Raw genomic sequence first — 24,081 nt, 5'->3', positions numbered from 1 at the left:
TCTTATCTCGCGAATTGTGTCATCACCCGACGGGTGTGATCGTCGGCGGGAAAGAACGATTCGATGGCCAACTCGGCCACGGTCACGTCAAGGGGCGTGCCGAAGGTCGCCATGATGCTGAAGAAGCGGAGTTCGCCCTCGTCGTGGCGCAGCCGGAGCGGGACGAAGATGTCGCCCGGCCCCGGAAACTCGATCTCGGGTTCGGGCTGGTCGCAGGGGTAGCCGCGGAGCTCCTCGTACAGGGAGGTGAGCTCGGCGTCGGCGGTGAAGGCGATCTGGCGGCGCAGGCGGGAGAGCAGGTGGGCCCGCCATTCACCGTGGTTGACGATGCGCGGGGCCAGCCCTTCGGGGTGGAGGGAGGCGCGCAGCACGTTGGCGGTCAGGTCGGGGTCGATGCCGTCGGCGAGCAGGGCGAGGCCGGCGTTGGCGTCGACGAGGTTCCAGCGCTGGTCGACGACGACGGCCGGGTAGGGCTCGTGGCCGGTGAGGACCTGCCGGATGGCGGCCTGAATGGCGGCCATCCGGGGGTTGGAGAGGGAGGTCTCGCCGTAGACCGGGGCGAAACCGGCCGACAGCAGCAGCCGGTTGCGCTCCCGGAGCGGCAGGTCGAGGCAGTCGGCGATGCGCAGGATCATCTCCCGGCTGGGACGGGCCCGGCCGGTCTCCAGGAAGCTGATGTGCCGGGTGGAGACGTCGGCGGCGACGGACAGGTCGAGCTGGCTGAGCCGGCGGTTCTCCCGCCATCCGCGGAGCAGGGGGCCGACTGAGGTCATCGTCACGTCTCCGAACCTAGGCACTGACAGGTCATCTGGGCGATTACCCGGCGGGTAATCACGACCAGCGGAAGAACCGCACGGCCGCGACCGTGGCGACCACGCCCCATCCGGCCATCAGGGCGACGTGCGGCCACTGCGCGCTGCCGGTGGCCAGCACGTCGACCAGCGCGGCGCCGAAGGCGCCCGAGGGGGTGAACTCGGCGATGGTGCGCAGGACGTCGGGCATCAGGTCGTGCGGCACCCACACTCCGGCGAAGAACAGCGAGGGGAAGAAGACCGCCATGCCGAGCCCCTGGACGATCCGCGAGGTGGGCGCGAGCGCGGCCAGCAGCAGCCCGATGGCCAACGACGACACCATGCCCAGCAGGAGGATCCCCGTGAAGGCGAGCGGCGCCTGGGGGAACGGGACGTCGTACACGAGATTGGCCAGGACGAGCATGAGCACGGTGGTGAACAGGGACATGGCGACGTTGAGCACCAGTTGCACCCCGAGCACCGTGACGGGGCTGACCGGCGTGGTCGACATGCGCTTCAGGATGCCGCGCTCCCGATAGGTGACCAGCACGGTCGGCAGCAGCGAGAACGCGCAGGTCAGGACCGACAGGATGATCATCATCCCGGGAAGGTGGGTGTCGATCGGCCGCAGCCCGCCGAGGGCGGGGTCGGGGTCGCGGAATCCGGGGATCGTGCCGCCGAGGATCAACATCAGAGCGATGGGCAGGCCGACCGCGAAGAAGACGACGGCGGGTTCACGCAGGTAGAGCTTGGTCTCGACCGAGGTCAGCCGGCGGACCTGGGGGGCGGTGACAGCCATGGCGGGCAGAGCTCCTTGGGTTGTGGGGGTGGTCATTCGCCGGTCAGGGCGAGGAAGGCGTCGTCCATCGTGCTGGTCTCGGTCTTGAGGTAGGAGATCGCCGAGTCGGGCAGTGCCATGACGATCGCGCGGAGCACGTTCTGGTCTCCGGTCACGGTCACATGACCGGCCTCGACGGTCACCGAGTGCACCTCGGGCAGCGAATTGAGGCTCTCGACCGGCACCGTCGTCCGGAAGGTGACGCGTTGCACGCCGCCCGTCCGCGCGATGAGGCCCGCCGGGGTGTCGACGGCGAGGACGGTGCCTCCGGCGATGACCGCGACCCGGTCGCAGAGGCGTTCGACCTCCTCCATGAAGTGGCTGACCAGCAGCACGGTCACGCCACGCTCCCGGATCCGGCTGATCAGATCCCAGGTCTCGCGCCGGGCCTGCGGGTCGAGGCCGGTCGTGAGTTCGTCCAGGATCGCGATCCTGGGGTTGCCCACGAGGGCGAGCGCGATCGACAGGCGCTGCCGCTGGCCGCCCGACAACTTGGCGAAGCCGGCCTTGGGGTCCAGCCCGACCTCGTCGAGCAGTTCGGTCACCGAGGCGGGGTTGGCGTAGAAGGAGGCGTACAGGTCGAGGGCCTCGCCGACGCGGAGCTTGTCGGGCATGGCGCTCTCCTGGAGCTGCACCCCGACCTGCTGCTTGAGGTCGGCCTCGACGCGGATGGTGCCGCCGTCGGGCTTGCGCAGGCCCGCCACGCACTCGACGGTCGTGGTCTTGCCGGCGCCGTTGCGGCCGACGATCCCGTAGATCTCGCCCTCTTCCACGGAGAACGAGACGTCCCTGACGGCGATCTTGTCGCCGTACTGCTTGCGCAGGTTCTGAACCGTGATGATTGCCATGCCGAGAAGGCTAGAAATCCGCGAGCTCGGAGGTAATGCGTCTGGTGACCCGTCAGGGGTGCAGGAAACCCCACCCCCCTCGGGCGGCTTCTTGCACTCCCATGGGAGGCCGCTGACGGTCACACTGAAACGCATGAAGCAGGTCAGATCACTCGGTTACGGGCTCGCGTTGTCGGCGCTCGTGGTCGTCCAGATCCCCGTCGCGCTCGTCGCGATCCTCGGTGTACTGGTGTCCACGGTCGCGGGCATGGTGTTCCTGCTGGAACCGTCGGTACGGCTGATCCGCTTCATGGCCGGCATCGACCGGCAGTTGATACGCCGCTGGGTGGGGGTGGACATCCCCACCCCCTACCAGCCGCGGCCGCCCGCGCTCGTGCGGGCCCGCGACGGCTACTACCACCACAAGGGCAAGCGCTACCGCACTGCGGCGTCGCCGCACGTCGACAGGATGCTGGCCTGGGTGATCACCGATCCGGCGACCTGGCGCGAACTGGTGTGGATCATCCTCGACCCGTGGACCCGGTCGGTGCTGGCCTTCGGCCCGACCTTCTTCATCGGCTGGGGCATCTGGCTGACCTTCGCGGAGGGCCTGTACTGGGGCCTGGCCCTCTCCGTGGTCGCCTTCCTCCTCGCGCCGGCGGCACTGAAGAACTACGCGCTGTACGCCCTGGCCCTGCTCGGCCCCACGGCCAACACCCAGCTCGTCGGGCAGGTCAACAGGCTCAACCAGGTCAGGGCCGACCAGCTCGACCTCCAGGCAGCCGAGCTCCGCAGGATCGAACGCGACCTCCACGACGGCGCCCAGGCCCGCATGGTGGCGGTCGGCATGACGATCGGGGCCGCCGAGCAACTCATCGACAACGACCCGGCCGCGGCGAAGGCGCTGCTGGTGAAGGCCAGGGAGTCGTCGGCGACCGCCCTCCAGGAGCTCCGGCAGCTCGTCAGGGGCATCCATCCGCCCGTACTGGCCGAACGGGGTCTCGGCGACGCCATCCGGGCGCTGGCCCTCGACAGCCCGCTCAAGGTCAAGGTCCACGCCGACCTCATGGAGCGGCCGGAGTCGCCGGTCGAGTCGGCGGTCTACTTCGCCGTCAGCGAGTTGCTGGCCAACGCGTCCCGGTACGCGTCCAAGGTCACGATCGACATCAGCCGGCGCGGCCGGGCGCTGCGGGTCACGGTGTCCGACGACGGGCCGGGCGGGGCGAAGGCCCTGCCGGGAGGGGGACTGGCCGGGATCGAGCGGCGGCTGGCGGCCTTCGACGGCGTGCTGGCCCTGTCGAGCCCGCCCGGCGGCGGCACCACGGCGACGATCGAGGTGCTCGACGCGCTTCCCGGCGACGAGGACGTCGAACCCGTCAGCGCGTTGCCGAAGGGCTGGCGCGGCCTGCTCTTCGTCCTCTGCTGGAGCCTGTGCTGGTTGCCGCTGTTCCCGCAGGGCCTGGTGGCGACGTTCATGCTGATCTTCCAGTCGGAGGAGCGGTCGTGGTTCCTGGCCCTGTACATGCCGCCTTCGCTCCAGTGGCCCACGGTCGCGTTCATGATCGCGCTAGGCGCCACGATGCTGGCCACCGGCATCCGGCTGAACCCGACGCCGGGCAAGAACCCGGGCGTATGCTGACGATCATGAGGGTCGTACTCGCCGAAGACCTCCACCTGCTGCGCGAGGGCCTCGTCCACCTGCTCCGCGCCCATGAGTTCGACGTGGTCGCCGCCGTGGAATCGGGCCCCGAACTGCTGAAGGCCCTGGTCGTCCACCGCCCCGACGTCGCCGTCGTCGACGTACGGCTCCCGCCCACCTTCACCGACGAGGGCCTCCAGGCCGCTCTGGCCGCCCGCGAACAGGTCCCCGGGCTGCCGGTGCTGGTGCTCTCGCAGCACGTCCAGCAGCTCTACGCGCGCGAACTGCTCGCCGACGGCACCGGCGGCATCGGCTACCTGCTGAAAGACCGCGTCTTCAACACCGAGCAGTTCATCGACGCCGTACGGAGGGTGGCCGGGGGCGGCACCGCGATGGACCCCGACGTGATCGCCAAGCTCATGGTCAGCAACGCCCGCAACGAGCCCATCGCCCGCCTGACCCCCCGCGAACGCGAGGTCCTGGAGCTGATGGCCGAAGGACGGTCGAACGCCGCGATCGGCCAGCGCCTGTTCCTGAGCGAGAGCGCCGTGGGCAAACACACGGCCAGCATCTTCGGCAAACTCGACCTGGCCCCGAGTGACGACGACAATCGGCGGGTATTGGCGGTTCTGGCATACCTCAACGGCCGCTGAAGGTCGGATTTTGTCGGTAGTGATGGGTAGCGTGTCGTCACTGCCAGTGGTGAGGTCGGAGGTCAACGGTGAAAGTCCAGGTCAACCGCGATGTGCTGGCTGAGGCCGTCGGCTGGTGCGCCCGCATCCTGCCGACCCGTCCGGCGCTGCCGGTGCTGACGGGCCTGCTCCTCGAAGCCTCCGGCGACCTGCGCATCTCCGCTTTCGACTACGACGTGTCGGCCAGGGCCGACGTCGACGCCGCGGTCGCCGAGCCGGGGCAGGTGCTGCTGCCCGGCCGGGTGCTGGCCGAGATCGTGCGCAGCCTGCCCGGCGAGGTGGTCGACATCACCACCAGCGGCACCGAAGCCGTGCTCACCTGCGGCAGCGCCGAGTTCGGCCTGCTGACCATGCCGGCCGACGACTTCCCGACCCTGCCGCCGATGCCGGCCAAGGTCGGCGCGGTCGGCGGCGCCCTGTTCGCCTCGGCGGTGGCTCAGGTCGCCGTGGCCGCCAGCCGCGACAACACGCTGCCGATGCTGACCGCGATCCGCGTCGACACCGACGGCGTCAACATGACGATGGCCGCGACCGACCGCTACCGCATCGCCGCCCGCGACTTCCTGTGGCACCCCGAAGGCGACGTCCAGCGGCAATACGGCGCGATGATCCCGGCGAAGGTCCTGGTCGACGTCGCCAAGTCGCTCCGTGTCGGCGAGGTGAGCGTCTGCCTCGGCGGCAACGTCGCGGGCTTCGAAAGCGCGGGCAGGTCGACGACGGTCCGCCTTCTCGACGAGCAGTTCATCGACTACCGCTCACGGCTGGGCGGCGACTGGGGCATCAGGGCCACGGTCAGCGTGCAGCCCTTCCTTGAGGCGATCCGCCGCGTGGCCCTGGTCTCGGGCTCCAATTCGGCCGTACGCCTGTCGTTCTCCCAGGGCCAGGTGCTGATCCAGGCCGCGGGAGACGAGATCGGCCGGGGCGCCGAAGCGATGGAGGCCGAGCTCGACGGCGACGACATCCTCATCGCCTTCCAGCCCCACTTCCTGCTCGAAGGCCTGGCCGGGGTCGAGACCGAACACGCGGTCATCCACCTCGACTCGCCCACCCGCCCGGCCTTGATCTCCGACGCCGGTGACGACCCGGCCTTCCGCTACCTGGTGATGTCGCTGCGGCTCAACTAGTCGAGCTCGCCCGTCTCGGTGAGGGCGATGAGGATGTGCTCCATGCACGCGTGCCCCGCGTGCTCGGCCGCCGTGGCGTCGCCCGAGGCGATGGCCCGGAGGATGCCGTCGTGAGGGATGTAGTTCTGCTCCAGTGACCCGCCGGCCGCCGCGATGCTCGTGCGCAGCGCCGCCGAGAAGTCGACGTAGAGGTCGATGAGCACCCGGTTGTGGGTGGCCTGCACGACCGCGACGTGGAAGGCCAGGTCGGCCTCGACGAACGCGTCGACGTCGCCGGAGGCCCAGGCCTGCTCGCGCCGGGTCAGCGCCGCCTGGATGTTGACGATGTCGGTGTCGCTCCGCCGGGTCGCCGCCAGCCGGGCCGCCTCGACCTCGAGCGCCCGCCTGACTTCGAGGATCTCCAGTTGTTCGGCCGCCCGGAGCCGCCGCGCCATCGCGCCGGACAACTCGCTGATGGCCCTGACATAGGTGCCGTCGCCCTGACGACAGTCGAGCAGCCCGGCGTGGGTCAGCGCCCGCACGGCTTCACGAACCGTGTTGCGCCCCACGCCGAGCTGCTCGGCCAATACCGTCTCGGTGGGGATCTTGGCGTTCAGCTTCCACGATCCCGAAGTGATCTGCTCCTTGAGCTGATCGATCACCTGGTCCACGAGAGACGCCCGCTGCGCCGTACGCAGACTCACAACAGTCCGCCTCCTAAGGGGAAACCAGTCATCCCATGAGTCAATGACTGGTCGACCCTAATTATTCCAGAGCTTCCGGCACAAATCCGGTGCTCTGGGAGGCTTATCGAGTGAGTACCGCAGGTGTCACGACGCCGGGCATGTTCGCGTGCACGCCCACCGCTTCGAGCGCCTTGCGGTAGGCCTTCGACTGATCTTCGCGGGAACCGGCCTGACCCCACAGGTCGCCCAGCTCGCGCCAGGTGCGGGCCGCCTCGCGGTCGGGCGCGGGCCCGGTCGCGGAGAGCAGTTCCTGCGCCTTGCGCAGCTCGGCGGTCGCGCTTTGGGACCGTGCCAAATGGACTTCCGCGAGCACGAGGTAGGCCGTCGCCGGAATCGTGCCCCGGATGCCGACCAGTTGGTCGAGGGCGCGGTTGGCCAGTTCGGCGGCGGCTTCGGTGTCGCCGGAGCGTAGGCGTACCGAAGACATCACGATCAGGCTGCGGGCGTGGTCGAGGTGCTCGGCCGGGAAGGCGCCGAGCACCGAACCTGCGGACGCCGCGAGGGCGTTGGCGCGGTCCAGATCGGCGTCTTCGGGGTGGGTGGCCGTGATCTTCGCCCAGGTCATCGCGATGCGGGCCATGCGGACCGCCATGCGCGACGGCCGTCCGGCCGCGATCGCGTCCTCCGCGAGCTGCACCGCGAGCGCCGAGTCCTCCCCTTCTGCGGCGGTCACGCTGGCCTGCCAGAGCGCGAGGATCTCGGTCGTTCGGTCTTCGACCTGCGGTAGCCCATTGGCCACGAGGACGCGGTCGACGAACGGGAGTCCGGTCTCGGTCTCGGCGAGCGCCGCGGCGAGCTCCACGGCGAGTTCGCCCTGGGTCACCCCGAGCGCCTCGACGCGGCTCAGCGCGTGTGCACCCAGGTCGCGGGCGCGGGCGAGGTCGCCGGCCCGGTGGTAACACCGGCACAGGGCGACCGTGAGGGGCAGTGCGGCCAGGCGCTCGGGGTGGGCGCCCGCTTCCCGCCGCAGTCGTTCATATGCTTCCACGGCCCGGCCGACGCGGCCCTGCGCCTCAAGCGCGCGGGCCCGGCCCAGACGGGCGTGGGCGGCGAGCATGGCGTTGTCTTCGCCGGCCGCCTTGACGATGTCGCTGAATCGGTCGGCCGCCATGGCCGGGTCGCCGTGGTGCAGCTCGAGTTCGGCGTGCCGGAGGCCAAGCTCGGTGTCGATCCGCTGACGCGGCTCTATTCCGTGAAGGAGGAACTCCGTCGTGCAGCCGAGTCGCTCGGCGAGAAGGCGGGCGACGACGGGCGTCGGCGTCCGCTTCCCGGATTCGATGAGAGAGACGTAGCTGTCGGACAGATCGGGCCCAGCGAGCTGGGCCTGGGACATGCGCCTGCTCAGTCGCAGCGCTCGGACGCGGTCGCCTATGGTTCCCTGACTCGGCATCTGTTCTCTCAGGGCAGGGGATTGGTCAATGGTCCCGCCATGATGGCACGAAGCTGTCGAATCGGGTAACCCTCCCGTCAAGAATCCCGAGGGCGAACTATGTTCGCGCCTCGGGAATCCTCGCTGGAAAGCGGCATTTCGGACGTTAGTCGTCCGAGTCGTCCTTGTTCGGGAAGATCATCTGGCAGACCTCGAGGTAAAGGGTCTCGGGGTACGGAATGTAAGGGACGGTCCGCAAGGCCTGGTCCTGACCGGCCGATTCCATGACGAATTCCCCGTAGCCCAGAATCCTGCCCATGAGGTCACGCTGGAAGCTCATGTCGGTGACCTTGCCGAGGGGCATCATCGCCACCTTGCGGGTGATCAGCCCGGTGGCCAGCATCATGCGCTGAGAGGTGACGACGAAGTAGTCGACCGACCACTCCGCCACCTTCCACACGAAACGGATCAGCAGCAGGAGCCAGGCCCACCAGATGATGACGAGGGCCTGGCCGCCGCTTGCGGGGCCGAGCCACTGGCTGGCGAGCCCGGCGATGATCAGGCCGCCGAAGATCTCGGCGACCGGTCGGAGCAGCACGGCCGGATGGCGGCGAACCATGATGACCTGGTGCTCGTGGGGAAGTAAGTAGCGGTTGACGGAGGACGGGGCGGAGTCCCCGTGGGTGACTAGTCTCATGACAGTCGCGCGAAGAATTGGGCGACTGAGTTGGCGCCGTTGACGACCCCGGTGACCGCGCCGGTCACGGTGTCGGCGGCGTCATGCGGCCGCGACAACAGGTAGAAAGCCACCAGAGCAACAGCTCCCCACTTGAGAATCTTCTTGACCTGCACTGCGGTCACCACTCCCACTGAGTCATAGATTACCCAGGCACCTGGTTCGGTAAAGCGCATAAAGCCGGAACTACCGGCCTCGCTATGAGTCCGTCGCGGTAGCGAGAACCTGGAGGTGCCGGCGCGCGATGCGCTCCACCAGCCCGGGATAGGCGTGACCCGTCACTTCCACGGCCCCATGATGGGCGGCCTGAATACAGCGCGTGACAGTGGAGGCCGGGTGAATTCCGGCGAACTCGTCACGGAGCACGGCCTCGACCTGCTCATACTGACTCATGGCTCTCCCTGGTGCGCGCCCCACGTAACACCGAGTGACGCTAAAGAGACGTCGTCACTACTGTACGTACCCGAGCAGTCACCAAGTGTAACTAATCAGGCGACACCGTAGAGCCGGTCTCCGGCGTCGCCGAGGCCGGGGAGGATGTAGCCCTGGTCGTTGAGCCGCTCGTCGAGACCGGCGGTGACGAGCTTGATGGGGTGGCCCGAGTCCTTGAAGATCGAGTCGAGGTGGGCGATGCCCTCGGGGGCCGCCAGGAGGCAGAGCGCGGTCACGTCGACGGCGCCGCGCGCGAAGAGGAACTGGATCGCGGCGGCCAGGGTGCCGCCGGTCGCGAGCATCGGGTCGAGCACGAAGCACTGCCGGCCCGACAGGTCGTCGGGCAGCCGGGTGGCGTAGGTGGAGGCCTCCAGGGTCTCCTCGTTGCGGATCATCCCGAGGAAGCCGACCTCGGCCGTGGGGAGCAGCCGCATCATCCCGTCGAGCATGCCGAGGCCCGCCCGCAGGATCGGTACTACCAAAGGTGTGGGGCGGGAAAGACGTACACCCTGAGTGGGGGTCAGGGGCGTCTCCACGGTCACCTCGGTGACGCGCACGTCCCGCGTGGCCTCGTAGGCCAGGAGGGTCACCAGTTCGTCGGCCAGCCGCCGGAAGGTCGGCGAGTCGGTCCGCACGTCACGAAGGGTCGTGAGCTTGTGCGAAACGAGCGGATGGTCAACGACATGGGTCTCCATGGGACAAAAGGTACCGCTAAGCGGAACAGACATCCGAACCCGCCCGGCGGTTTTGATCACAATTTGCGCGACAACCGGACGGGGGTGTCGCGCGTCTGAAACCATTACGGCCGTGATGACCGTGTCGGTGGAGATCAGATGACAGACGAAGACGTGCTCGACTTCGCCATCGTGGTCTACCGCGAAGACGACCACTGGGAGGCCGAAATGCTCCCGGTGGCGCTCACCTCTGACCTCCGGGGCCTGCTCCAGGCGCTGCGGCAGCAGCCCAGCAACGCCGGAACGATTGGCCTGGTCGCCGTTGGGGATGACTTCTTCGTGGCATTACGGGTCTTCGGCGAGCGGGTGAGCGTCTTCCTGTCAGACATCACCGCGGCGTGGGAGTGGCCGCTGGCGCGGCAGGTTCTCGACTTCATCGACGTACCGGTCCCCGAGGAGGAGGAGCTCGACAGCGTGTTGCCCGCGGGCGACCTGTCGGTCTTCGCCGACCTCGGCCTCGACGAGATGGAGCTGGGAGCCCTGTCGGGCGACCGCGACCTCTACCCCGACGAAGTGTTGTTCAGCATCGCCGCCCGACTCGGATTCCGCGACCCCTTCGAACGCGCCGTCGACGCCATCATCGGCTAAAACCTCGGGACCTCGCCATGCCCACGCGAACCAATCTCTTCGCCGCCGCTTTCCTGCGCACCAACGGCCGCTGGTCGGGGGCCGAGGTCGACCTGTCCGAAGCCGAGATCGCCGACGACGTCGGCGACGCCGTCGGCGAGGCCCTCGGCCTGTCCGGTGACGAGCTCGTGCTGCTCTGCGTCGAGGTCGAAGACGAATGGTTCGCCCTCGTGCGCTACGAGGGCGACCTCGACCCCCGGGTGTTCCTGTCCGACGCCCAAGCCGGGGCGACCGACCCGCTCGGCGAGCTGTTCGCCGAGCTGGCCGGCATCGCGGTCGACAAGGAGACGCCCGACCTCGGGGTCCGTCCCGGCGGCGACTTCGAGTTGCTGGCCGACTTCGGGCTACGTGCCGAGGAACTGCTGGAGCTCAGCGTCGAGGAGGGCATGCTGCCCGCCGACGTCCTGTCGGTCGTGGCCGAGCGCCTCGCCTTCGGCGAAGAGCTCGACCGGCTCAGGTGATCTTCTCTGTACGACCAGGTGATGGGCCTGGCCCTCGCCGAGGCCCTGGAGGCGTCCCGGCGGGGTGAGGTGCCCGTGGGCGCCGTCGTCGTGTCGGGTGACCGGGTTCTGGCGCGGGCCTCGAACGCGCGGGAGAGCTCCGGCGATCCGACCGCGCACGCCGAGATCCTGGCCCTCCGCGCCGCCGCCGCGGCGCTGGGGGAATGGCGGCTGTCGGGCTGCACCCTCGTCGTGACGCTGGAGCCCTGCACGATGTGCGCGGGGGCCGCCGTGCTCTCACGGGTCGACCGGATCGTCTACGGGGCCGTCGACGAGAAGGGCGGGGCGGTCGGGTCATTGTGGGATGTGGTGCGCGACCGGCGGCTCAACCATCGGCCGGAGGTGGTCATGGGCGTACGCGAAGAAGAATGTTCTGCCCTGCTTTCGGCCTTCTTCGCCGCGAGGCGCGAGCAGTGACCATTCTCCGGTAAGCTGCTCTGCGGTGGTGTCTCCTAGTGGCCGATGGAGCGCGCCTCGAAAGCGCGTGTAGGGCAACCTACCGTGGGTTCAAATCCCACCACCACCGCCACGCATTCGAAGACCCGGTGTGATCATCACACCGGGTCTTTCGTTTTCCGTCTCAGAGTTCCAGCACCCGGGCGTGCAGCACCGACCGCTGGTGGAGCGCCGCGCGCAGGGCCCGGTGGAGCCCGTCTTCCAGGTAGAGCTCGCCCTCCCACTGCACGACGTGTGGGAAGAGGTCACCGTAGAAGGTGGAGTCCTTGGCCAGCAGCGAGTGCAGGTCGAGGTTGGCCTTGGTGGTGATGAGCGCGTCGAGTCTGACCTGGCGGGGCGGAATCTGCGCCCATTCGCGATGTCCGAGACCGTGCTCGGGGTAAGGGCGTTCGTCGCCGACCAACTTAAAGATCACGCTATGTAGTTTATGAGACGAAGGTGGCCCGGGTCAGATCGACCCTGAGAACGTGTCACATCGTGCGGGATCCCCTGATTTGTAGCCGTTCGTGAACCAGGTCACCCGCTGCTCCGAGGTGCCATGGGTGAAGGCGTCGGGGTTCACCTGCCCGCCGCTCTTGCGCTGGATCGAGTCGTCGCCGACCGCCGCGGCGGCGTCGAGCGCCTCCTGGATGTCGGCGTCGGTGAAGGGCTTGGCGAAGAAGCCGGTGTCGACGGCGTTCTTGGCCCACACGCCCGCGTAGCAGTCCGCCTGGAGCTCCACCCTGACCGACCCGCTTCCGGCGCCCTCGCCACCGCTCTGTTCGAGGGTGCCGGTGAGGTTCTGGACGTGGTGGCCGTACTCGTGGGCGATCACGTAGGACTGGGCGAACGGGGTGTTGGCCGCGCCCAACTGGGATTCGAGCTGGTTGAAGAAGCTCAGATCCAGATAGACGTAGCGGTCGGCCGGACAGTAGAAGGGCCCCACGGCCGAGTCGGCCGCGCCGCACCCGGTCTGCACGCCCTGCTCGAAGAGCGCCGTCTTGGCGTTCTGGTAGCCGTCGACCTGCGTGGCCCAGTAGTCCTGCAAGCTGTTGACGACACCGACGACCCGGCACTGCTCGTCCTGGTCGGCGTCCGCGCCGGTCTTGCACTTCTCACCGAGATCACTCGACGGCTGGACGCCGGGGTTCTCCGCGCCCCCTCCGCCGGTGATGTCACCGGGGTTGAGGCCGAAGACGAGGGCGACGATCAACGCGATGATGCCGGCCGCGCCACCGCCGACCGCAAGCCCGCCACCGGGGATGCCGCCCCGGCCGCGGTTCTCGACCTGAGAGGAGTCGAGTTGCGCTTGGTCATCGAAATCCATGGGCGCGCTACTGCCCCTCCGATGAGCGATCATGCGGGGTGAGTTCTGGCCTGGAAAGGCTGAAGGGGCCGGTCGGCTGAGCGACCTGCCCCTTCTGGTGGCGGAGGATAGGGGATTTGAACCCCTGATCGGTTTCCCGAAACACGATTTCCAATCGTGCGCCCTAGGCCAACTAGGCGAATCCTCCGCCGAGAAGCTTACATGACTTGGCGCATGCGCCGTCCTTCCGTTCGGCGGGCCGGGCGCAGGTGGTGCGGGCGGCGGCTAGACTGTCCTCGGACCCCTCGCGCGGCGTCATCCTGTGAACCTCCCCAGGGCCGGAAGGCAGCAAGGATAAGCGGGCTCTGGCGGGTGTGCGGGGGGTTCTTTGCTTCCGGTTCTGCTCTCCCCGAGGAGACCGTTCATGAGTCTCGCGCTCTACCGCAAATACCGTCCCGGGACGTTTGCAGAGGTCAAAGGGCAGGAGCACGTCACCGAACCGCTCCGCCAGGCCCTCAGAAGCGGGCGCGTGAACCATGCCTACCTCTTCAGCGGCCCTCGTGGGTGTGGCAAGACGTCGAGCGCGCGGATCCTCGCCCGGAGCCTCAACTGCGAGCAGGGGCCGACTCCCGATCCGTGTGGCGTGTGCGAGTCGTGTGTCGCCCTGGCCCCGACCGGGCCCGGCCACCTCGACGTGATCGAGATCGACGCCGCCTCTCACGGTGGTGTCGACGACGCGCGTGACCTGCGCGAACGGGCTTTCTTCGCGCCTGTCTCCGCGCGGTTCAAGATTTACATCATCGACGAGGCGCACATGGTGACCCGCGAGGGTTTCAACGCGCTGCTGAAACTCGTCGAGGAGCCTCCGCCGCACCTGAAGTTCGTCTTCGCGACCACGGAACCCGAGAAGGTCATCGGGACGATCAAGTCGCGCACCCACCACTACCCGTTCCGGCTGATGCCTCCGGCGACGCTGAAAGCGCTCATGGAGGAGATCCTCGCGTCGGAGTCGGTGCCCTACGAGCCTTCGGCTCTTCCTCTGGTCGTACGCGCAGGGGCCGGCTCGGCCCGCGACTCCCTGTCGATCCTCGACCAGCTCCTGGCGGGGGCCGACGAGAACGGGATCACCTACGCCCGCGCGGTGTCCCTTCTCGGATACACCGACGGCGACCTCCTCGACGAGATCGTCGGCGCCTTCGCCCGGCGTGACGGCGGGCAGGTGTTCCAGGCGGTCAACCGGGTGATCGAGGGCGGCCACGACCCCCGGCGCTTCGCGACCGACCTGCTGGAGCGGTTCCGCGACCTGGTGATCCTGGCGAACGTGCCCGAGGCGGCGGCCAACGGCCTGCTCGACCGGCCCGCCGACGAGCTGGAGCGCCTGCAGGGGCAGGCGGCCGCGATGGGGCCCGCGGAGCTGACGCGGGCGGGGGAGATCTTCAACGCGGGGCTGACGGAGATGCGCGGGGCGGCCTCGCCCCGGCTTCTCCTGGAGCTGATGTGCGCTCGAATCCTGCTGCCGGCGGCCGAAGGTGGCGAGGCGGCCATGCTCACCCGGTTGGAGCGGCTGGAGCGTGACGGGGTCGCGGGGCTTCGGACCGCTCCGGCGGGCCACAACGGTGGTGCCGGGCACCAGGCCCAGGCTCCGCAGCACGCTGCTCATCCGAGTCCAGCGCCGCGCGCTGGCGCGGACCTGGGCCGGCCTGGTGCACACCAGAAGCACGGCTCGGCTCAGCAGACCGACTCTTCGCACGGCCGGCCCGCCCAGTCCCCCGATGCCCCTTCCGGGGTCGGGCACGCGGCCGATCAGCCCGGCGCGGCACCCTCAGCCGGTGGTTCGCCGGCCGCCGACGACTGGCCCGAGACGGTCAAGCCCGGCTCGGGCGGACCGGTGGCCCAGCCCGCCGCTCCCCCGGCCGATGACTGGCCCGCCGCCGTCAAGCCCGGTTCCGGCGGCCGGCCCGCCGACGCTCCGCCCGCGCCGCAGGCCGAAGCGACCCAGGCCCCTCAGGCGTCCGCCGGTGCGGGTGCGGTGGCCCAGGTGTGGCCGCAGGTGCTGGAGGCGGTCAAGAACCGGCAGCGGGTCGCCTGGATGATCCTCAACGCCCAGGGCCGCCTTCTCGGCGCCGAGGGCAACGTGGTGACGGTCGGGTTCGAGAAGCCGGGCGACGTCCAGGGCTTCCTGAAGGGCAAGCGCGACGAGGTCGTCGCCGCCGCCCTCGGTGACGTCCTTGGAGGGCGCTGGCGGGTCGACGTCGTCGTGGGCGGCACCGGAGGCGGCCAGGCCGCGCGTCCGGCCCAGCCGTCTCCGCCTCCCGCCCCACCGGCCCAGCCCGCGCAGCCGGTGCAGCAGGCTCAGCCCGCCCAGCCGACTCCGTCGGCTCCGTCGGCTCCGGTGCCGACCCCCCGGGAGGCCGCCCCGGCGCGCAAGCAGCCCGAGAAGGCCGCCACCGACGAATCGTGGCCGGACGCGCCCACCGACGAGTTCGAACGCCCGGCCCCGCAGTCTGACTACGAGGCCCCGCCGCCCAGGGCGGCGGCGTCTGCGGCGCCTGCGGCAGCGCGTCAGGCGGCCTCCGCGCCCGCCCGGCAGGCGTGGCCGGACGCGGTGCCGTCGCGGGCGAAGAAGTCGGACGTGGACGACGTCGACCCCGACAACGACGCCGACGTCGACACCGACGGCCTCTCAGGCCTGGCCCTGCTCCAGAAGGAACTGGGCGGGCGGGTCATCCAGGAGATCGACCACTCCTAGCCGCTGATCCCCCGCACCACGTCCATCAGGTCGTCGGACTTCAGGGGGTTCTCGGTGATGCGGACCGTCAGGGCGACCCCCGGTGCGTCGAGCCAGAAGGCCTCGGTCTCGGTCGCCAGGCCGGGGGCGCCGTCTTTCGAGAACTCCGTCAGGTGCCACGTCTCCCGCTCGTCGTATTCCGTCAGGAACTCCCGCAGCGACGGCAGGTCGGTCAGGCCCTCGCCGCGCAGCACGGCGACCCGGAGATCGGCCTGGTGGCCGTCGGGAGTCTCGCGTTCCCAGACGCGGGTCGCGAAGGTCACGTCTTCCCACTCGGACTCGAAATCGCTCACCGAGGGGCCGGTGGCCGCCGGGACGTGGGTGATCGCGAAGCCGTCGAGGGTGCCGCCGTCGCGGCCCGCGGAGCCGCCGGCGGGGGCCGACAGGGCGAGGAGGCCGGCCATGAGGAGCGTGCCGATCATCGATGCTTCTCCCTAGAAGGAGTGGGTGAGGCGGACCGACGCAGCCGCGTGGCGGTGGTCCTCCGCCGGGACGATCGACATGATGCGCTCCAGGATCGCGACGTCGTCGTGGCCTCCGCTCGTCTGTGCATAACTCCAAAGGTGCGTCGCATCGCCCTTGCCCAGGATCTCGGACCGCACGCGGGCTTCCAGTTCGTCCCTTTCGCGACGGATCTCGAAGGACTCCGACCGGGGCAGCAGCGGGCCCTGGTAGCGGTCGGCGACCGTGTCGAGGTCGCCTGTGGACAACGCCATGCGGACCGTCTGGAGGTCGGTCTCGACCTCGCCGACCAGGCGGTAGGGCTTCGCGGCCACGGCGCCGGGGAGCTGCGCGCGGAGCCGGTGGATCTCGGCGCGGATGGTCACGGGGTTGCCGTCGTCGCCGTACAGGAGGAAGGAGAGCTGTTCGGCCGTCAGGCCGCGCGGATGGGTGGCCAGGAGGGTCAGGATCTCGGCGTGACGCAGGGAGAGGGTCACGCGCCGGCCGCTGTATTCGGCGAACGGGGTGCCGCCGAGGAGGGTCAGCGACAGCCGGGGCGGGGCGCCGCGCCGACAGTTGACCAGGTAGGAGTCGCCGAGGAACTCGACGTCGCCCACGCGGCCGTCGGGGAGGACGACCCGGCCGCCCTCGGACGGGAGTGAAACACGTTCCCCCCGGAACCGTTCTCCGGCGATGACCCGGCCGCTGCACGAGACGAGCAGGCCCGAGCGGGCGGCGTGGCGGGTGCGGATGCGCTCGTCGTTCTCCCTCATGCGCAGCGCCAGGTGGCTCTCGGCGAGATGGGCGGCCGCGCCGACCAGGGCGACCGTGGCCGGAGGCAGGGATTTGGCGATGCCGCTGATGTCGACGCAGCCCAGCACCGCGCCGGTGTCGGGGTCGACGATCGGGGCGCCGACGCACGACCAGCCGTGGAGGACCTCGATGTGGTGCTGCTCGCCGTAGACGCTCGTGGGGACGCCGGCCGCCAGCGCGGTGCCGATGCCGTTGGTGCCGACGACCGACTCCGACCAGGCGAAACCGTCGGCCAGGCCGATGCGGTCGGCCTGGCGGAGGACCTCGCTGTGGCCGTCGCGCCAGAGGACGTTCCCGTCGGCGTCGGTGACCACCATGATGTGGGCCGCCTCGTCGGCGATCTGCAACAGCGTGTGACGGAGGAGGGGCACCAGCTCGCGCAGCGGATGGGCCGCGCGGGCGGTCGAGACGTCGGTGTGGTCGTAGACCAGCGGGGCCGCGCGGACCCCGGGGTCGACCCCGGCGGCGAGTGAACGGCGCCATGACGCCGAGATGATCATGTCGCGTGATCTCACAGGCCCCAACCCTCTCGGATGCTGATCCACAATCTCCAGGAGTAACCGATTGATCGCAACCTGTATGCAACGTTCCGGTGACTACGTTTGGTTCCGCCAGTCCGGGCCGCGGCCGACCCGGAGTGGAAAAGGCCGGGTCTCGGACGCTTGGAGGGGGGCCGGGACCCGGCCAGGGCCGCACCAATGAACACGCTCCGTGCTCCGGTGTCAGATGAGCGGCAAACACCGTAGGCTCGTCGGGACGAACTACGTCGCCGGTCGCTGAGGAGCGCACGATTGTGAACCCAGAAGTCAACCTGCAGCAGTTGCTGGAGCAGGCTCAGCTCATGCAGCAGCAGCTCGTCTCGGCGCAGCAGGAGCTCAACGACGCCGAGGTTCAGGGGAGCGCGGGCGGGGGCCTGGTTGTGGCGACCGTCAACGGCAGTGGCGAGCTGCTCGAACTGAAGATCAGCCCGAAGGTCATCGACTCCGGTGACGCCGCCGAGACGGCCGAGACCGTCGCCGATCTGGTCATCGCGGCCGTCCGCGACGCCGTCCGCGCCGCCGGCGAGCTCCAGCAGGAGAAGCTCGGCCCTCTGTCGCAAGGCCTCGGCCAGCTCCCAGGTTTCTGAATATGTACGAAGGCGTCGTCCAGAACCTGATCGACGAGCTGGGCCTGCTGCCCGGTGTCGGTCCCAAGAGCGCGCAGCGCATCGCGTTCCACCTGCTGTCGGCCGACCCGGCCGACGTGAAACGGCTGGCCCACGCCCTTCTCGAGGTCAAGGAGAAGGTGCGGTTCTGCCGGGTGTGCGGCAACGTGGCCGCCGAGGAGGAATGCCGGATCTGCCGCGACCAGCGTCGCGACCCCCACGTCATCTGCGTGGTCGAAGAGTCGAAAGACGTCGTCGCGATCGAGAAGACGCGCGAGTTCCGGGGGCGCTACCACGTGCTGGGGGGCGCGATCAGTCCCATCGACGGGGTCGGTCCCGACGATCTCCGGGTCCGCGAGCTGATGGCCCGGCTCGCCGACGGCGAGGTGACCGAGCTCATCCTCGCCACCGATCCGAACCTTGAGGGCGAGGCCACGGCCACCTATCTGGCCCGGCTCGTCAAACCGATGGGTTTAAAGGTCACTCGGCTGGCCAGCGGTCTGCCCGTCGGCGGCGATCTGGAGTACGCCGACGAGGTCACCTTGGGCCGCGCTTTCGAAGGACGGAGACTGCTGGATGTTTGACGACGAGTGGAAGGACCTGGCCGACCGGGTCGCCGGGCACGCCCAGAACTACCTCGACGGCCTGACCAGGCTGGCGGGCGGCGAGGGCGGCAACGCCATCCTGCCGCTGCTGCTCGTGGAGGTCGCCCAGGTCAGCCTGGCCGGTTCCCAGCTCGCCGCGGTGCACGACGTGATCCTGCAGGGCAACGTCGAGCCCGCACTCAGCGAAGATCCCGACATCGACCCGCTGCGGGTGGCGCTGGCGGCCCGGCTCGGCCCGGTCGACGACTACGCCGAGGTGTTCGACCCCTACAAGGACACCACCGTGACGCCCTACCGGCTGTCCGACGACCTGACGGCGGTGGCGGCCGACCTGATCCACGGGTTGCGCCACTACAAGGCCGGCCGGCCGCTCGAAGCGATCTGGTGGTGGCAGTACTCCTACTTCAACACCTGGGGCAACCATGCCGGGGCGGCCCTGCGGGCCCTGCAGGCGCTGGTGGCCCACACGCGGCTCGACGTGGCTGAAGAGGTCACCGCGGTCTGAGGTTGTCCACATGCTGGGCTAACTCAGTTGGCCCTCTGGGGTGCGTAGCTAAACTGTGAACTCCACGTCCTGATTCGTTCGGAGAGATCCAGTGGCGCTCGTTGTCCAGAAGTATGGTGGTTCGTCCGTCGCCGATGCCACGAGCATCAAGCGTGTCGCGCAGCGGATCGTCGCCACGAAAAAGGCGGGCAACGAGGTCGTGGTCGTCGTCTCCGCGATGGGCGACACGACCGACGAGCTCCTCGACCTCGCCCAGCAGGTGTCGCCGCTGCCCCCGGGCCGCGAGCTCGACATGCTGCTGACCTCCGGCGAGCGCATCTCGATGGCGCTGCTCGCGATGGCGATCGCCAACCTGGGCCAGGAGGCGCGCAGCTTCACCGGGTCGCAGGCCGGTGTGATCACCGACTCGACCCACGGCAAGGCGCGCATCATCGACGTGTCGCCCGGCCGGCTGCGTGACGCCCTCGACAAGGGCCACATCGCGATCGTGGCCGGGTTCCAGGGTGTCTCGCAGGACACGAAGGACATCACGACGCTCGGGCGCGGCGGTTCCGACACGACCGCCGTCGCCCTCGCCGCGGCCCTCGGGGCCGACGTGTGCGAGATCTACACCGACGTCGACGGCATCTTCACCGCCGACCCCCGGATCGCCTCGAAGGCCCGCAAGATCCCCAGCATCTCGTACGAAGAGACCCTCGAGATGGCCGCGTGCGGCGCGAAGATCCTGCACCTGCGCTGCGTGGAGTACGCGCGGAGGTTCAACCTCCCCATCCACGTCAGGAGCTCGTTCAGCACCAAGGAAGGCACCTGGGTCACCTCCGACCCCGCGACCGAAGGAACCGAAGTGGAGCAGCCCATCATCTCCGGCGTGGCACACGACCGGAGCGAGGCCAAGATCACCGTTGTCGGCGTGCCCGACAAGGTCGGAGAGGCTGCCGCCATCTTCCGCACGCTGGCCGACGCCGAGATCAACATCGACATGATCGTGCAGAACGTGTCGGCGGCGGCGACGGGCCGGACCGACATCTCCTTCACGCTGCCGACGAGCGACGCCCCCACGGCGCTCACGGCCCTGAAGAAGATGCAGGACCAGGTGGTCTTCGAGACGCTCCTGTTCGACGACCAGATCGGCAAGGTCTCGCTGATCGGCGCGGGCATGCGGTCCCACCCGGGCGTCACCGCCAAGTTCTTCGGCGCGCTCGCCGACGCGGGCGTCAACATCGGGATGATCTCCACCTCGGAGATCCGCATCTCGGTCATCGTCGACCAGGACCAGGTCGACGCGGCGGTCAACGCCGCACACTCGGCGTTCAATCTCGACGCCGACCAGGTTGAAGCTGTGGTTTACGGAGGAACCGGCCGATGAGCACCAAGCCCACCCTCGCCCTCGTCGGTGCGACCGGTGCCGTCGGCACCGTCATGCGCGAGATCATCTCCGGGCGTGAAGACGTTTACGGCGAGATCCGCCTGGTCGCCTCGGCCCGTTCGGCCGGCAAGGTCCTGCGGGTCCGCGGCGAAGACGTCGTCGTCCAGGCGCTGGCCCCCGAGGTGTTCGACGGCGTCGACATCGCGATCTTCGACGTGCCCGACGAGGTGTCGGCCACCTGGGTGCCGATCGCGGCCGAGCGCGGCGCGACCGTCATCGACAAGTCGGGCACCTTCCGGATGAACCCGCAGGTCCCGCTGGTGGTCCCCGAGGTCAACCCGGGCGACGCCGCCAACCGTCCGCTGGGCATCGTCTCGACCCCCAACTGCACCACCCTGTCGATGATGGCCGCCATGGGCGCCCTCCACGAGGAGTTCGGGCTCAAGGAGCTCGTCGTGGCGTCCTACCAGGCCGTCTCCGGCGCGGGTGTGGCCGGTTCGGCTCGTCTGTACGACGAGGTCGAGGCTCTGGCCGGTGACCGCACCGTCGGCACCACGGCCGGTGACGTGCGCAAGGTCCTGCAGAACAAGCTCGGCGACGGCGACGACACGTTCCCGGCGCCGGTCGCGTTCAACGTCGTGCCGTGGGCGGGCTCGCTCAAGGAAGACGGCTGGGCGTCCGAGGAGCTGAAGCTGCGCAACGAGTCGCGCAAGATCCTCGGCATCCCGACGCTGAAGGTCTCCGCCACCTGCGTGCGCGTCCCGGTGATCACCACCCACTCGCTCGCCGTCCACGCGACCTTCGAGCGCGAGATCACCGTGGCCGACGCCCACCGCGTGCTGGAGGCGGCGCCGACCGTCGTGCTGGTCGACGACCCGGCCAACGGGATCTACCCGATGCCGATCGACGTCGTGGGCACCGACCCGACCTACGTCGGCCGGGTGCGGCAGGCCCTCGACTTCCCCAACACGCTCGACCTGTTCGTGTGTGGCGACAACCTGCGCAAGGGCGCGGCCCTGAACGCGGCCGAGATCGCCGAGCTGATCGTCGCCACCGAATACACCGCCTAACGGAACAGGATGTCCCAGTGGTCGCTCTCCCGGGCGAACAGGTCCTGCTCGGGAGAGATGTAGAGCTGGGAGCCGTCGCCGCGCTTGCCGTGCGGTTCGAGCTTGCGGGTGACGTATCGGTCGAGGCAACGGTTGGGAGCCAGGTCGATCTTCCAGCCATTGCCGTGGCTGTAGGTGCCGGCGGCGTGCCCGGTCTCGGTGCCGCCGGTCACGATCAGCCGGCAGCCCGACATGCGCTTCAGCTCGATCGTCTTCAGCAGGGTGCCGAGCCTGACGGTGTGCAGCGACGTGCAGGTCGGGCGGTGTTTGTCGACGCAGTTGCCGGTGGAACGCCAGCCGAGGCCCGCCTTCCGTATTCGGTTCATCGCGTAGTTGTGGTGCAGGCGGGTGTTCATCGCGCGGCGCCACGTCCAGTAACGGACTTTCAGCACTCCGGTACGGAACGCGGTGCGCACCCCCTGGGGCGCCTCGACGGGGCGGAAGGTCAGCTTCGGTCGGGCGCGTTGGGTGTCGGCGTCGGCCGTCGGGCCGGGGAGCGTGACCAAGGCGAGAACGGTCAACCCGGCGACACTCCAGCCGGTCGTGCGTTGGGTCATTCTACTTCCCCCATTACTCTCCGTAGCGCGGTGGGGGAGCTTGATCAATGGCTTAACTCCCACGCCTGGGGGTGAGCCACCCTCGGAGAGGCCGAGTGTTTGGGGTAACTCGGCCATCATCTGGTGGGTTCATGACCTGACGGGGGCTGGAGACGTACAGTGACCGATGTGCCCAGGTCGAACAGGGATCTCATCGTGGACACCGCACTGCGGCTTTTCCGCGAGCGGGGGTACGACGCGACGACGATGCGCGCGATCGCGGCCGAGGCGGGCGTTTCCGTCGGCAGCGCCTATTACTATTTCGCCTCGAAAGAACAGCTCATCCAGGCCTATTACGACCAGGCCCAGTCGGCCCACGAGGCGGCCAGCCGGGAAATCCTCGCCCGGGAAAGGGCGTTCGCGGCCCGGTTGCACGGCGTACTCAGCGCGTGGGTGCGGGTTTCCGAGCCCTACCATGCGTTCGCGGTGAAATTCTTCAAGCACGCGGCCGAGCCCGACAATCCGCTGAGCCCTTTCAGTGCGGAATCGGCTCCGGCACGCGATTCCTCGGTGGCGCTCTACCGCGAGGTCGTCGAGGGCTGCGCCGATCGAATGGACCCCGAATTGCGGGCCGAACTGCCCGAACTCCTGTGGTTGTTGTCGATGGGAGTGGTGCTTTTCTGGGTGCACGACACCTCGCCCGGATGCCGGCGCACCTACCGGCTCATCGACCGGAGCGTGCCCTTGGTCGATCGTTTGGTCGCGCTTTCCTACCTGCCGGGTTTGCGTGGTGTGACACGAGATTTCATCGAGGTGGTCCGCGAATTGCGGGAATGATCTGATTACTGTCAGTCACATGGTGTGGGTCTTCGGGTTTGTGGCGATTGTCGTGGTGGCCCTGTTCGCGGTGCTGACGTGGCTGCGGCGCAGCGGACGGTCCGACGAAGAAGGCGGCGCCGGGCCGATCGACTTCGCGGTCAACCTGGCCCTCGCGGTGTTCCTCGTGGTCGTGGCCTATGCCGTGGTGTTGTGCCGCGACGCCATCTCGGCGTCGGGCGCCGACGTGCGGGCCGAGTCGGAGAGCCTGGTCGAGCTCTATTGGGCGGTGGCCCCGCTGCCGCAGTCGGCCGAGGTGCGTGACCTGGTGCGGGCGTACACGACCCAGACCGTCGAACTCGACTGGCCACGCATGCGGGAGGCGTCCCTCGACGCGCGGACCGGGGTGACACTCGACTCGCTGCGGACGGCGATGCTCAAGCTGCCCACGACCGACTCCGAACTGCGGGCGGAGGCCCTGGCGCGGGCGGCCGAGGTGTCGCACGCTCGCACGGTTCGGGCGGACAACGCGACGTCCGGGCTGGAATCGGTCTTCATGGTGTCGATGGTCATCTCGGGCCTGCTGGTGATCGCCCTGCCATGGGCCCTGCGCCGCCGGCCGACGGCGCCGTCGGTGATCGCCGACGTGGTGCGGGTCGCGACGGTGGTGACCGGGATCGTGGTGATCCACCTGATCTCGCACCCCTATGGACTCGATGGCGCCGTCGACCCCGGGCCTCTCAAGGAGGCCCAGGTCCGTTTCGACGAGATCGACCGCTTGCTCCCTAGCGGCGGCGCCGCCTGAGCACCGCTCCCGCCGCGACGGCGATCACGGCCGTGAAGAGAACGACCACGACGGCCTGCCGATCGGTCGGCCGATGCGTGGTCGCGGCCTGAGCCATCCGCTTCCGGGCCCGCGCGATCGCGCCGTCGGCCAGTGGGACGGGGTTGATCCGCACCGGGGCGGAGGGAACGGCAGGACCGGTACCAGGCTGGGCCGGGGGTTGAGCCGCGGGTAGGGCGGTGGGTCCGGTTGCGGGTTCGGGCGCAACTGATGCGGGACCGGGCGGTTTGGGCGTGGCCGGGTTCGACGACGGCTGCGCCTCGGCGGCCGGGTTCCCGTTGGGCGAGTTCTGGGCAGGCGGGTTCGCCGGATCAGCGGGGCGATTCGGGGGCTCTTCGA

The 24,081-nt window shown here is 69.1% G+C and carries 29 protein-coding genes, 2 tRNA genes and 1 other RNA gene; 16 read left to right on the top strand and 16 right to left on the bottom strand.

Annotated features, from left to right (window positions below; all coding sequences use genetic code 11):
• Positions 1–2 precede the first annotated feature (2 nt).
• Genes AW273_RS08410 through AW273_RS08400 form a run of 3 tightly spaced genes read right to left on the bottom strand, consistent with a single transcriptional unit; the run spans position 3 to position 2,477 of the window.
• Positions 3–773 carry a helix-turn-helix domain-containing protein gene (locus tag AW273_RS08410; RefSeq protein WP_062347369.1) on the bottom strand — a complete coding sequence of 257 codons (771 nt, stop codon included), beginning with the start codon at positions 771–773 and terminating at the stop codon, positions 3–5.
• A 58-nt stretch (positions 774–831) separates the two neighbouring features.
• Positions 832–1,590, bottom strand: coding sequence for an ABC transporter permease (locus AW273_RS08405; RefSeq protein WP_062346914.1), 759 nt, complete (start codon positions 1,588–1,590; stop codon positions 832–834).
• Positions 1,591–1,622: 32 nt separating this feature from the next.
• On the bottom strand, positions 1,623–2,477 hold the full coding sequence (locus tag AW273_RS08400) for an ABC transporter ATP-binding protein (RefSeq protein ID WP_062346912.1): 855 nt from the start codon (positions 2,475–2,477) through the stop codon (positions 1,623–1,625).
• A 133-nt stretch (positions 2,478–2,610) separates the two neighbouring features.
• Between AW273_RS08400 and AW273_RS08395 the strand changes: the two genes are divergently transcribed.
• From AW273_RS08395 to dnaN, 3 genes are all read left to right on the top strand, one after another.
• Positions 2,611–4,095 (top strand): sensor histidine kinase, encoded by a 1,485-nt coding sequence (locus AW273_RS08395; protein WP_062346910.1) that lies wholly within the window; start codon positions 2,611–2,613, stop codon positions 4,093–4,095.
• Between the two features lie 5 nt (positions 4,096–4,100).
• The gene (locus AW273_RS08390; RefSeq protein ID WP_062347367.1) at positions 4,101–4,748 is read left to right on the top strand and encodes a response regulator; all 648 of its coding nucleotides are present in this window, start codon (positions 4,101–4,103) and stop codon (positions 4,746–4,748) included.
• A 68-nt stretch (positions 4,749–4,816) separates the two neighbouring features.
• Complete coding sequence (dnaN, locus tag AW273_RS08385; protein ID WP_062346908.1) at positions 4,817–5,911, top strand: DNA polymerase III subunit beta; 1,095 nt, start codon at positions 4,817–4,819, stop codon at positions 5,909–5,911.
• On the opposite strand, the gene AW273_RS08380 is transcribed toward dnaN, so the two are convergent.
• The 6 genes from AW273_RS08380 to upp form a co-directional block, all read right to left on the bottom strand.
• Entirely contained in the window at positions 5,908–6,594 is a 687-nt protein-coding gene (locus tag AW273_RS08380; RefSeq protein WP_062346906.1) for a FadR/GntR family transcriptional regulator, read from the bottom strand. The two genes, dnaN and AW273_RS08380, sit on opposite strands and share 4 nt — an antisense overlap.
• A gap of 103 nt (positions 6,595–6,697) precedes the next feature.
• Positions 6,698–8,026 carry a helix-turn-helix domain-containing protein gene (locus AW273_RS08375; protein ID WP_062346904.1) on the bottom strand — a complete coding sequence of 443 codons (1,329 nt, stop codon included), beginning with the start codon at positions 8,024–8,026 and terminating at the stop codon, positions 6,698–6,700.
• 145 nt (positions 8,027–8,171) lie between these two features.
• A complete protein-coding gene (locus tag AW273_RS08370; RefSeq protein WP_030452650.1) occupies positions 8,172–8,702 on the bottom strand; it encodes a PH domain-containing protein in 531 nt (176 codons plus the stop codon).
• A complete protein-coding gene (locus AW273_RS37080) occupies positions 8,699–8,857 on the bottom strand; it encodes a hypothetical protein (protein WP_170991084.1) in 159 nt (52 codons plus the stop codon). The genes AW273_RS08370 and AW273_RS37080 overlap by 4 nt, the downstream gene beginning before the upstream one ends.
• 82 nt (positions 8,858–8,939) lie before the next feature.
• The gene (locus tag AW273_RS08365) at positions 8,940–9,134 is read right to left on the bottom strand and encodes a three-helix bundle dimerization domain-containing protein (protein WP_062346903.1); all 195 of its coding nucleotides are present in this window, start codon (positions 9,132–9,134) and stop codon (positions 8,940–8,942) included.
• Between the two features lie 95 nt (positions 9,135–9,229).
• Positions 9,230–9,868 (bottom strand): uracil phosphoribosyltransferase, encoded by a 639-nt coding sequence (upp, locus tag AW273_RS08360; RefSeq protein ID WP_062346901.1) that lies wholly within the window; start codon positions 9,866–9,868, stop codon positions 9,230–9,232.
• 138 nt (positions 9,869–10,006) lie between these two features.
• On the opposite strand from upp, the gene AW273_RS08355 reads away from it, so the two are divergent.
• The 4 genes from AW273_RS08355 to AW273_RS08340 all read left to right on the top strand — a co-directional run bounded on the left by AW273_RS08355 (position 10,007) and on the right by AW273_RS08340 (position 11,563).
• Positions 10,007–10,495 (top strand): tRNA adenosine deaminase-associated protein, encoded by a 489-nt coding sequence (locus AW273_RS08355; RefSeq protein WP_062346898.1) that lies wholly within the window; start codon positions 10,007–10,009, stop codon positions 10,493–10,495.
• A 17-nt stretch (positions 10,496–10,512) separates the two neighbouring features.
• Complete coding sequence (locus tag AW273_RS08350) at positions 10,513–10,995, top strand: tRNA adenosine deaminase-associated protein (protein WP_062346897.1); 483 nt, start codon at positions 10,513–10,515, stop codon at positions 10,993–10,995.
• A 21-nt stretch (positions 10,996–11,016) separates the two neighbouring features.
• The gene (gene tadA / locus AW273_RS08345; RefSeq protein ID WP_062346895.1) at positions 11,017–11,451 is read left to right on the top strand and encodes a tRNA adenosine(34) deaminase TadA; all 435 of its coding nucleotides are present in this window, start codon (positions 11,017–11,019) and stop codon (positions 11,449–11,451) included.
• A 24-nt stretch (positions 11,452–11,475) separates the two neighbouring features.
• Positions 11,476–11,563: transfer RNA gene (locus tag AW273_RS08340), tRNA-Ser, on the top strand.
• A gap of 51 nt (positions 11,564–11,614) precedes the next feature.
• Here the strand turns inward: AW273_RS08340 and AW273_RS08335 are convergent.
• From AW273_RS08335 to AW273_RS08325, 3 genes are all read right to left on the bottom strand, one after another.
• Complete coding sequence (locus tag AW273_RS08335; protein ID WP_030452656.1) at positions 11,615–11,905, bottom strand: type II toxin-antitoxin system VapB family antitoxin; 291 nt, start codon at positions 11,903–11,905, stop codon at positions 11,615–11,617.
• A 33-nt stretch (positions 11,906–11,938) separates the two neighbouring features.
• A complete protein-coding gene (ypfJ, locus tag AW273_RS08330) occupies positions 11,939–12,796 on the bottom strand; it encodes a KPN_02809 family neutral zinc metallopeptidase (protein ID WP_062346893.1) in 858 nt (285 codons plus the stop codon).
• Between the two features lie 98 nt (positions 12,797–12,894).
• Positions 12,895–12,983, bottom strand: a tRNA-Ser gene (locus AW273_RS08325).
• A gap of 87 nt (positions 12,984–13,070) precedes the next feature.
• On the opposite strand from AW273_RS08325, the gene ffs reads away from it, so the two are divergent.
• Positions 13,071–13,168, top strand: an RNA gene (gene ffs, locus AW273_RS08320) — signal recognition particle sRNA small type.
• 31 nt (positions 13,169–13,199) lie between these two features.
• A complete protein-coding gene (locus AW273_RS08315) occupies positions 13,200–15,524 on the top strand; it encodes a DNA polymerase III subunit gamma and tau (protein ID WP_062346892.1) in 2,325 nt (774 codons plus the stop codon).
• Here the strand turns inward: AW273_RS08315 and AW273_RS08310 are convergent.
• Entirely contained in the window at positions 15,521–15,985 is a 465-nt protein-coding gene (locus AW273_RS08310; RefSeq protein WP_062346889.1) for a hypothetical protein, read from the bottom strand. The two genes, AW273_RS08315 and AW273_RS08310, sit on opposite strands and share 4 nt — an antisense overlap.
• Before the next feature lie 12 nt (positions 15,986–15,997).
• Positions 15,998–17,332 (bottom strand): helix-turn-helix domain-containing protein, encoded by a 1,335-nt coding sequence (locus AW273_RS08305; RefSeq protein ID WP_157555644.1) that lies wholly within the window; start codon positions 17,330–17,332, stop codon positions 15,998–16,000.
• 278 nt (positions 17,333–17,610) lie between these two features.
• Here AW273_RS08305 and AW273_RS08300 point away from each other — a divergent pair, with 278 nt between their 5' ends.
• The 5 genes from AW273_RS08300 (at position 17,611) to AW273_RS08280 (ending at position 21,507) form a co-directional block, all read left to right on the top strand.
• Positions 17,611–17,943 carry a YbaB/EbfC family nucleoid-associated protein gene (locus AW273_RS08300; protein WP_030452662.1) on the top strand — a complete coding sequence of 111 codons (333 nt, stop codon included), beginning with the start codon at positions 17,611–17,613 and terminating at the stop codon, positions 17,941–17,943.
• A 2-nt stretch (positions 17,944–17,945) separates the two neighbouring features.
• The gene (recR, locus tag AW273_RS08295) at positions 17,946–18,545 is read left to right on the top strand and encodes a recombination mediator RecR (protein ID WP_061290626.1); all 600 of its coding nucleotides are present in this window, start codon (positions 17,946–17,948) and stop codon (positions 18,543–18,545) included.
• Positions 18,538–19,071 (top strand): DUF5063 domain-containing protein, encoded by a 534-nt coding sequence (locus AW273_RS08290; protein WP_062340963.1) that lies wholly within the window; start codon positions 18,538–18,540, stop codon positions 19,069–19,071. The genes recR and AW273_RS08290 overlap by 8 nt, the downstream gene beginning before the upstream one ends.
• 91 nt (positions 19,072–19,162) lie before the next feature.
• Positions 19,163–20,437: an aspartate kinase gene (locus AW273_RS08285; RefSeq protein ID WP_062346885.1), complete on the top strand. Its 1,275-nt coding sequence runs from the start codon at positions 19,163–19,165 to the stop codon at positions 20,435–20,437.
• Entirely contained in the window at positions 20,434–21,507 is a 1,074-nt protein-coding gene (locus AW273_RS08280; RefSeq protein WP_062346883.1) for an aspartate-semialdehyde dehydrogenase, read from the top strand. Before AW273_RS08285 ends, AW273_RS08280 begins: the two co-directional genes overlap by 4 nt.
• Here AW273_RS08280 and AW273_RS37800 read toward each other — a convergent pair.
• Complete coding sequence (locus AW273_RS37800; protein ID WP_198168058.1) at positions 21,504–22,103, bottom strand: hypothetical protein; 600 nt, start codon at positions 22,101–22,103, stop codon at positions 21,504–21,506. The genes AW273_RS08280 and AW273_RS37800 overlap by 4 nt on opposite strands.
• A 195-nt stretch (positions 22,104–22,298) precedes the next feature.
• Here AW273_RS37800 and AW273_RS08270 point away from each other — a divergent pair, with 195 nt between their 5' ends.
• Positions 22,299–22,919: a TetR family transcriptional regulator gene (locus AW273_RS08270; protein WP_232327188.1), complete on the top strand. Its 621-nt coding sequence runs from the start codon at positions 22,299–22,301 to the stop codon at positions 22,917–22,919.
• A 19-nt stretch (positions 22,920–22,938) separates the two neighbouring features.
• Positions 22,939–23,703: a bestrophin-like domain gene (locus tag AW273_RS08265; RefSeq protein ID WP_062346881.1), complete on the top strand. Its 765-nt coding sequence runs from the start codon at positions 22,939–22,941 to the stop codon at positions 23,701–23,703.
• Here AW273_RS08265 and AW273_RS37075 read toward each other — a convergent pair.
• Positions 23,684–23,857 (bottom strand): hypothetical protein, encoded by a 174-nt coding sequence (locus AW273_RS37075; RefSeq protein ID WP_157555643.1) that lies wholly within the window; start codon positions 23,855–23,857, stop codon positions 23,684–23,686. The two genes, AW273_RS08265 and AW273_RS37075, sit on opposite strands and share 20 nt — an antisense overlap.
• Between the last annotated feature and the right edge of the window lie 224 nt (positions 23,858–24,081).

The organism is Herbidospora yilanensis, from assembly GCF_001570565.1.
Taxonomy (GTDB): Bacteria; Actinomycetota; Actinomycetes; order Streptosporangiales; family Streptosporangiaceae; genus Herbidospora; species Herbidospora yilanensis.
This window is presented reverse-complemented; position numbering and strand designations above follow the sequence as displayed.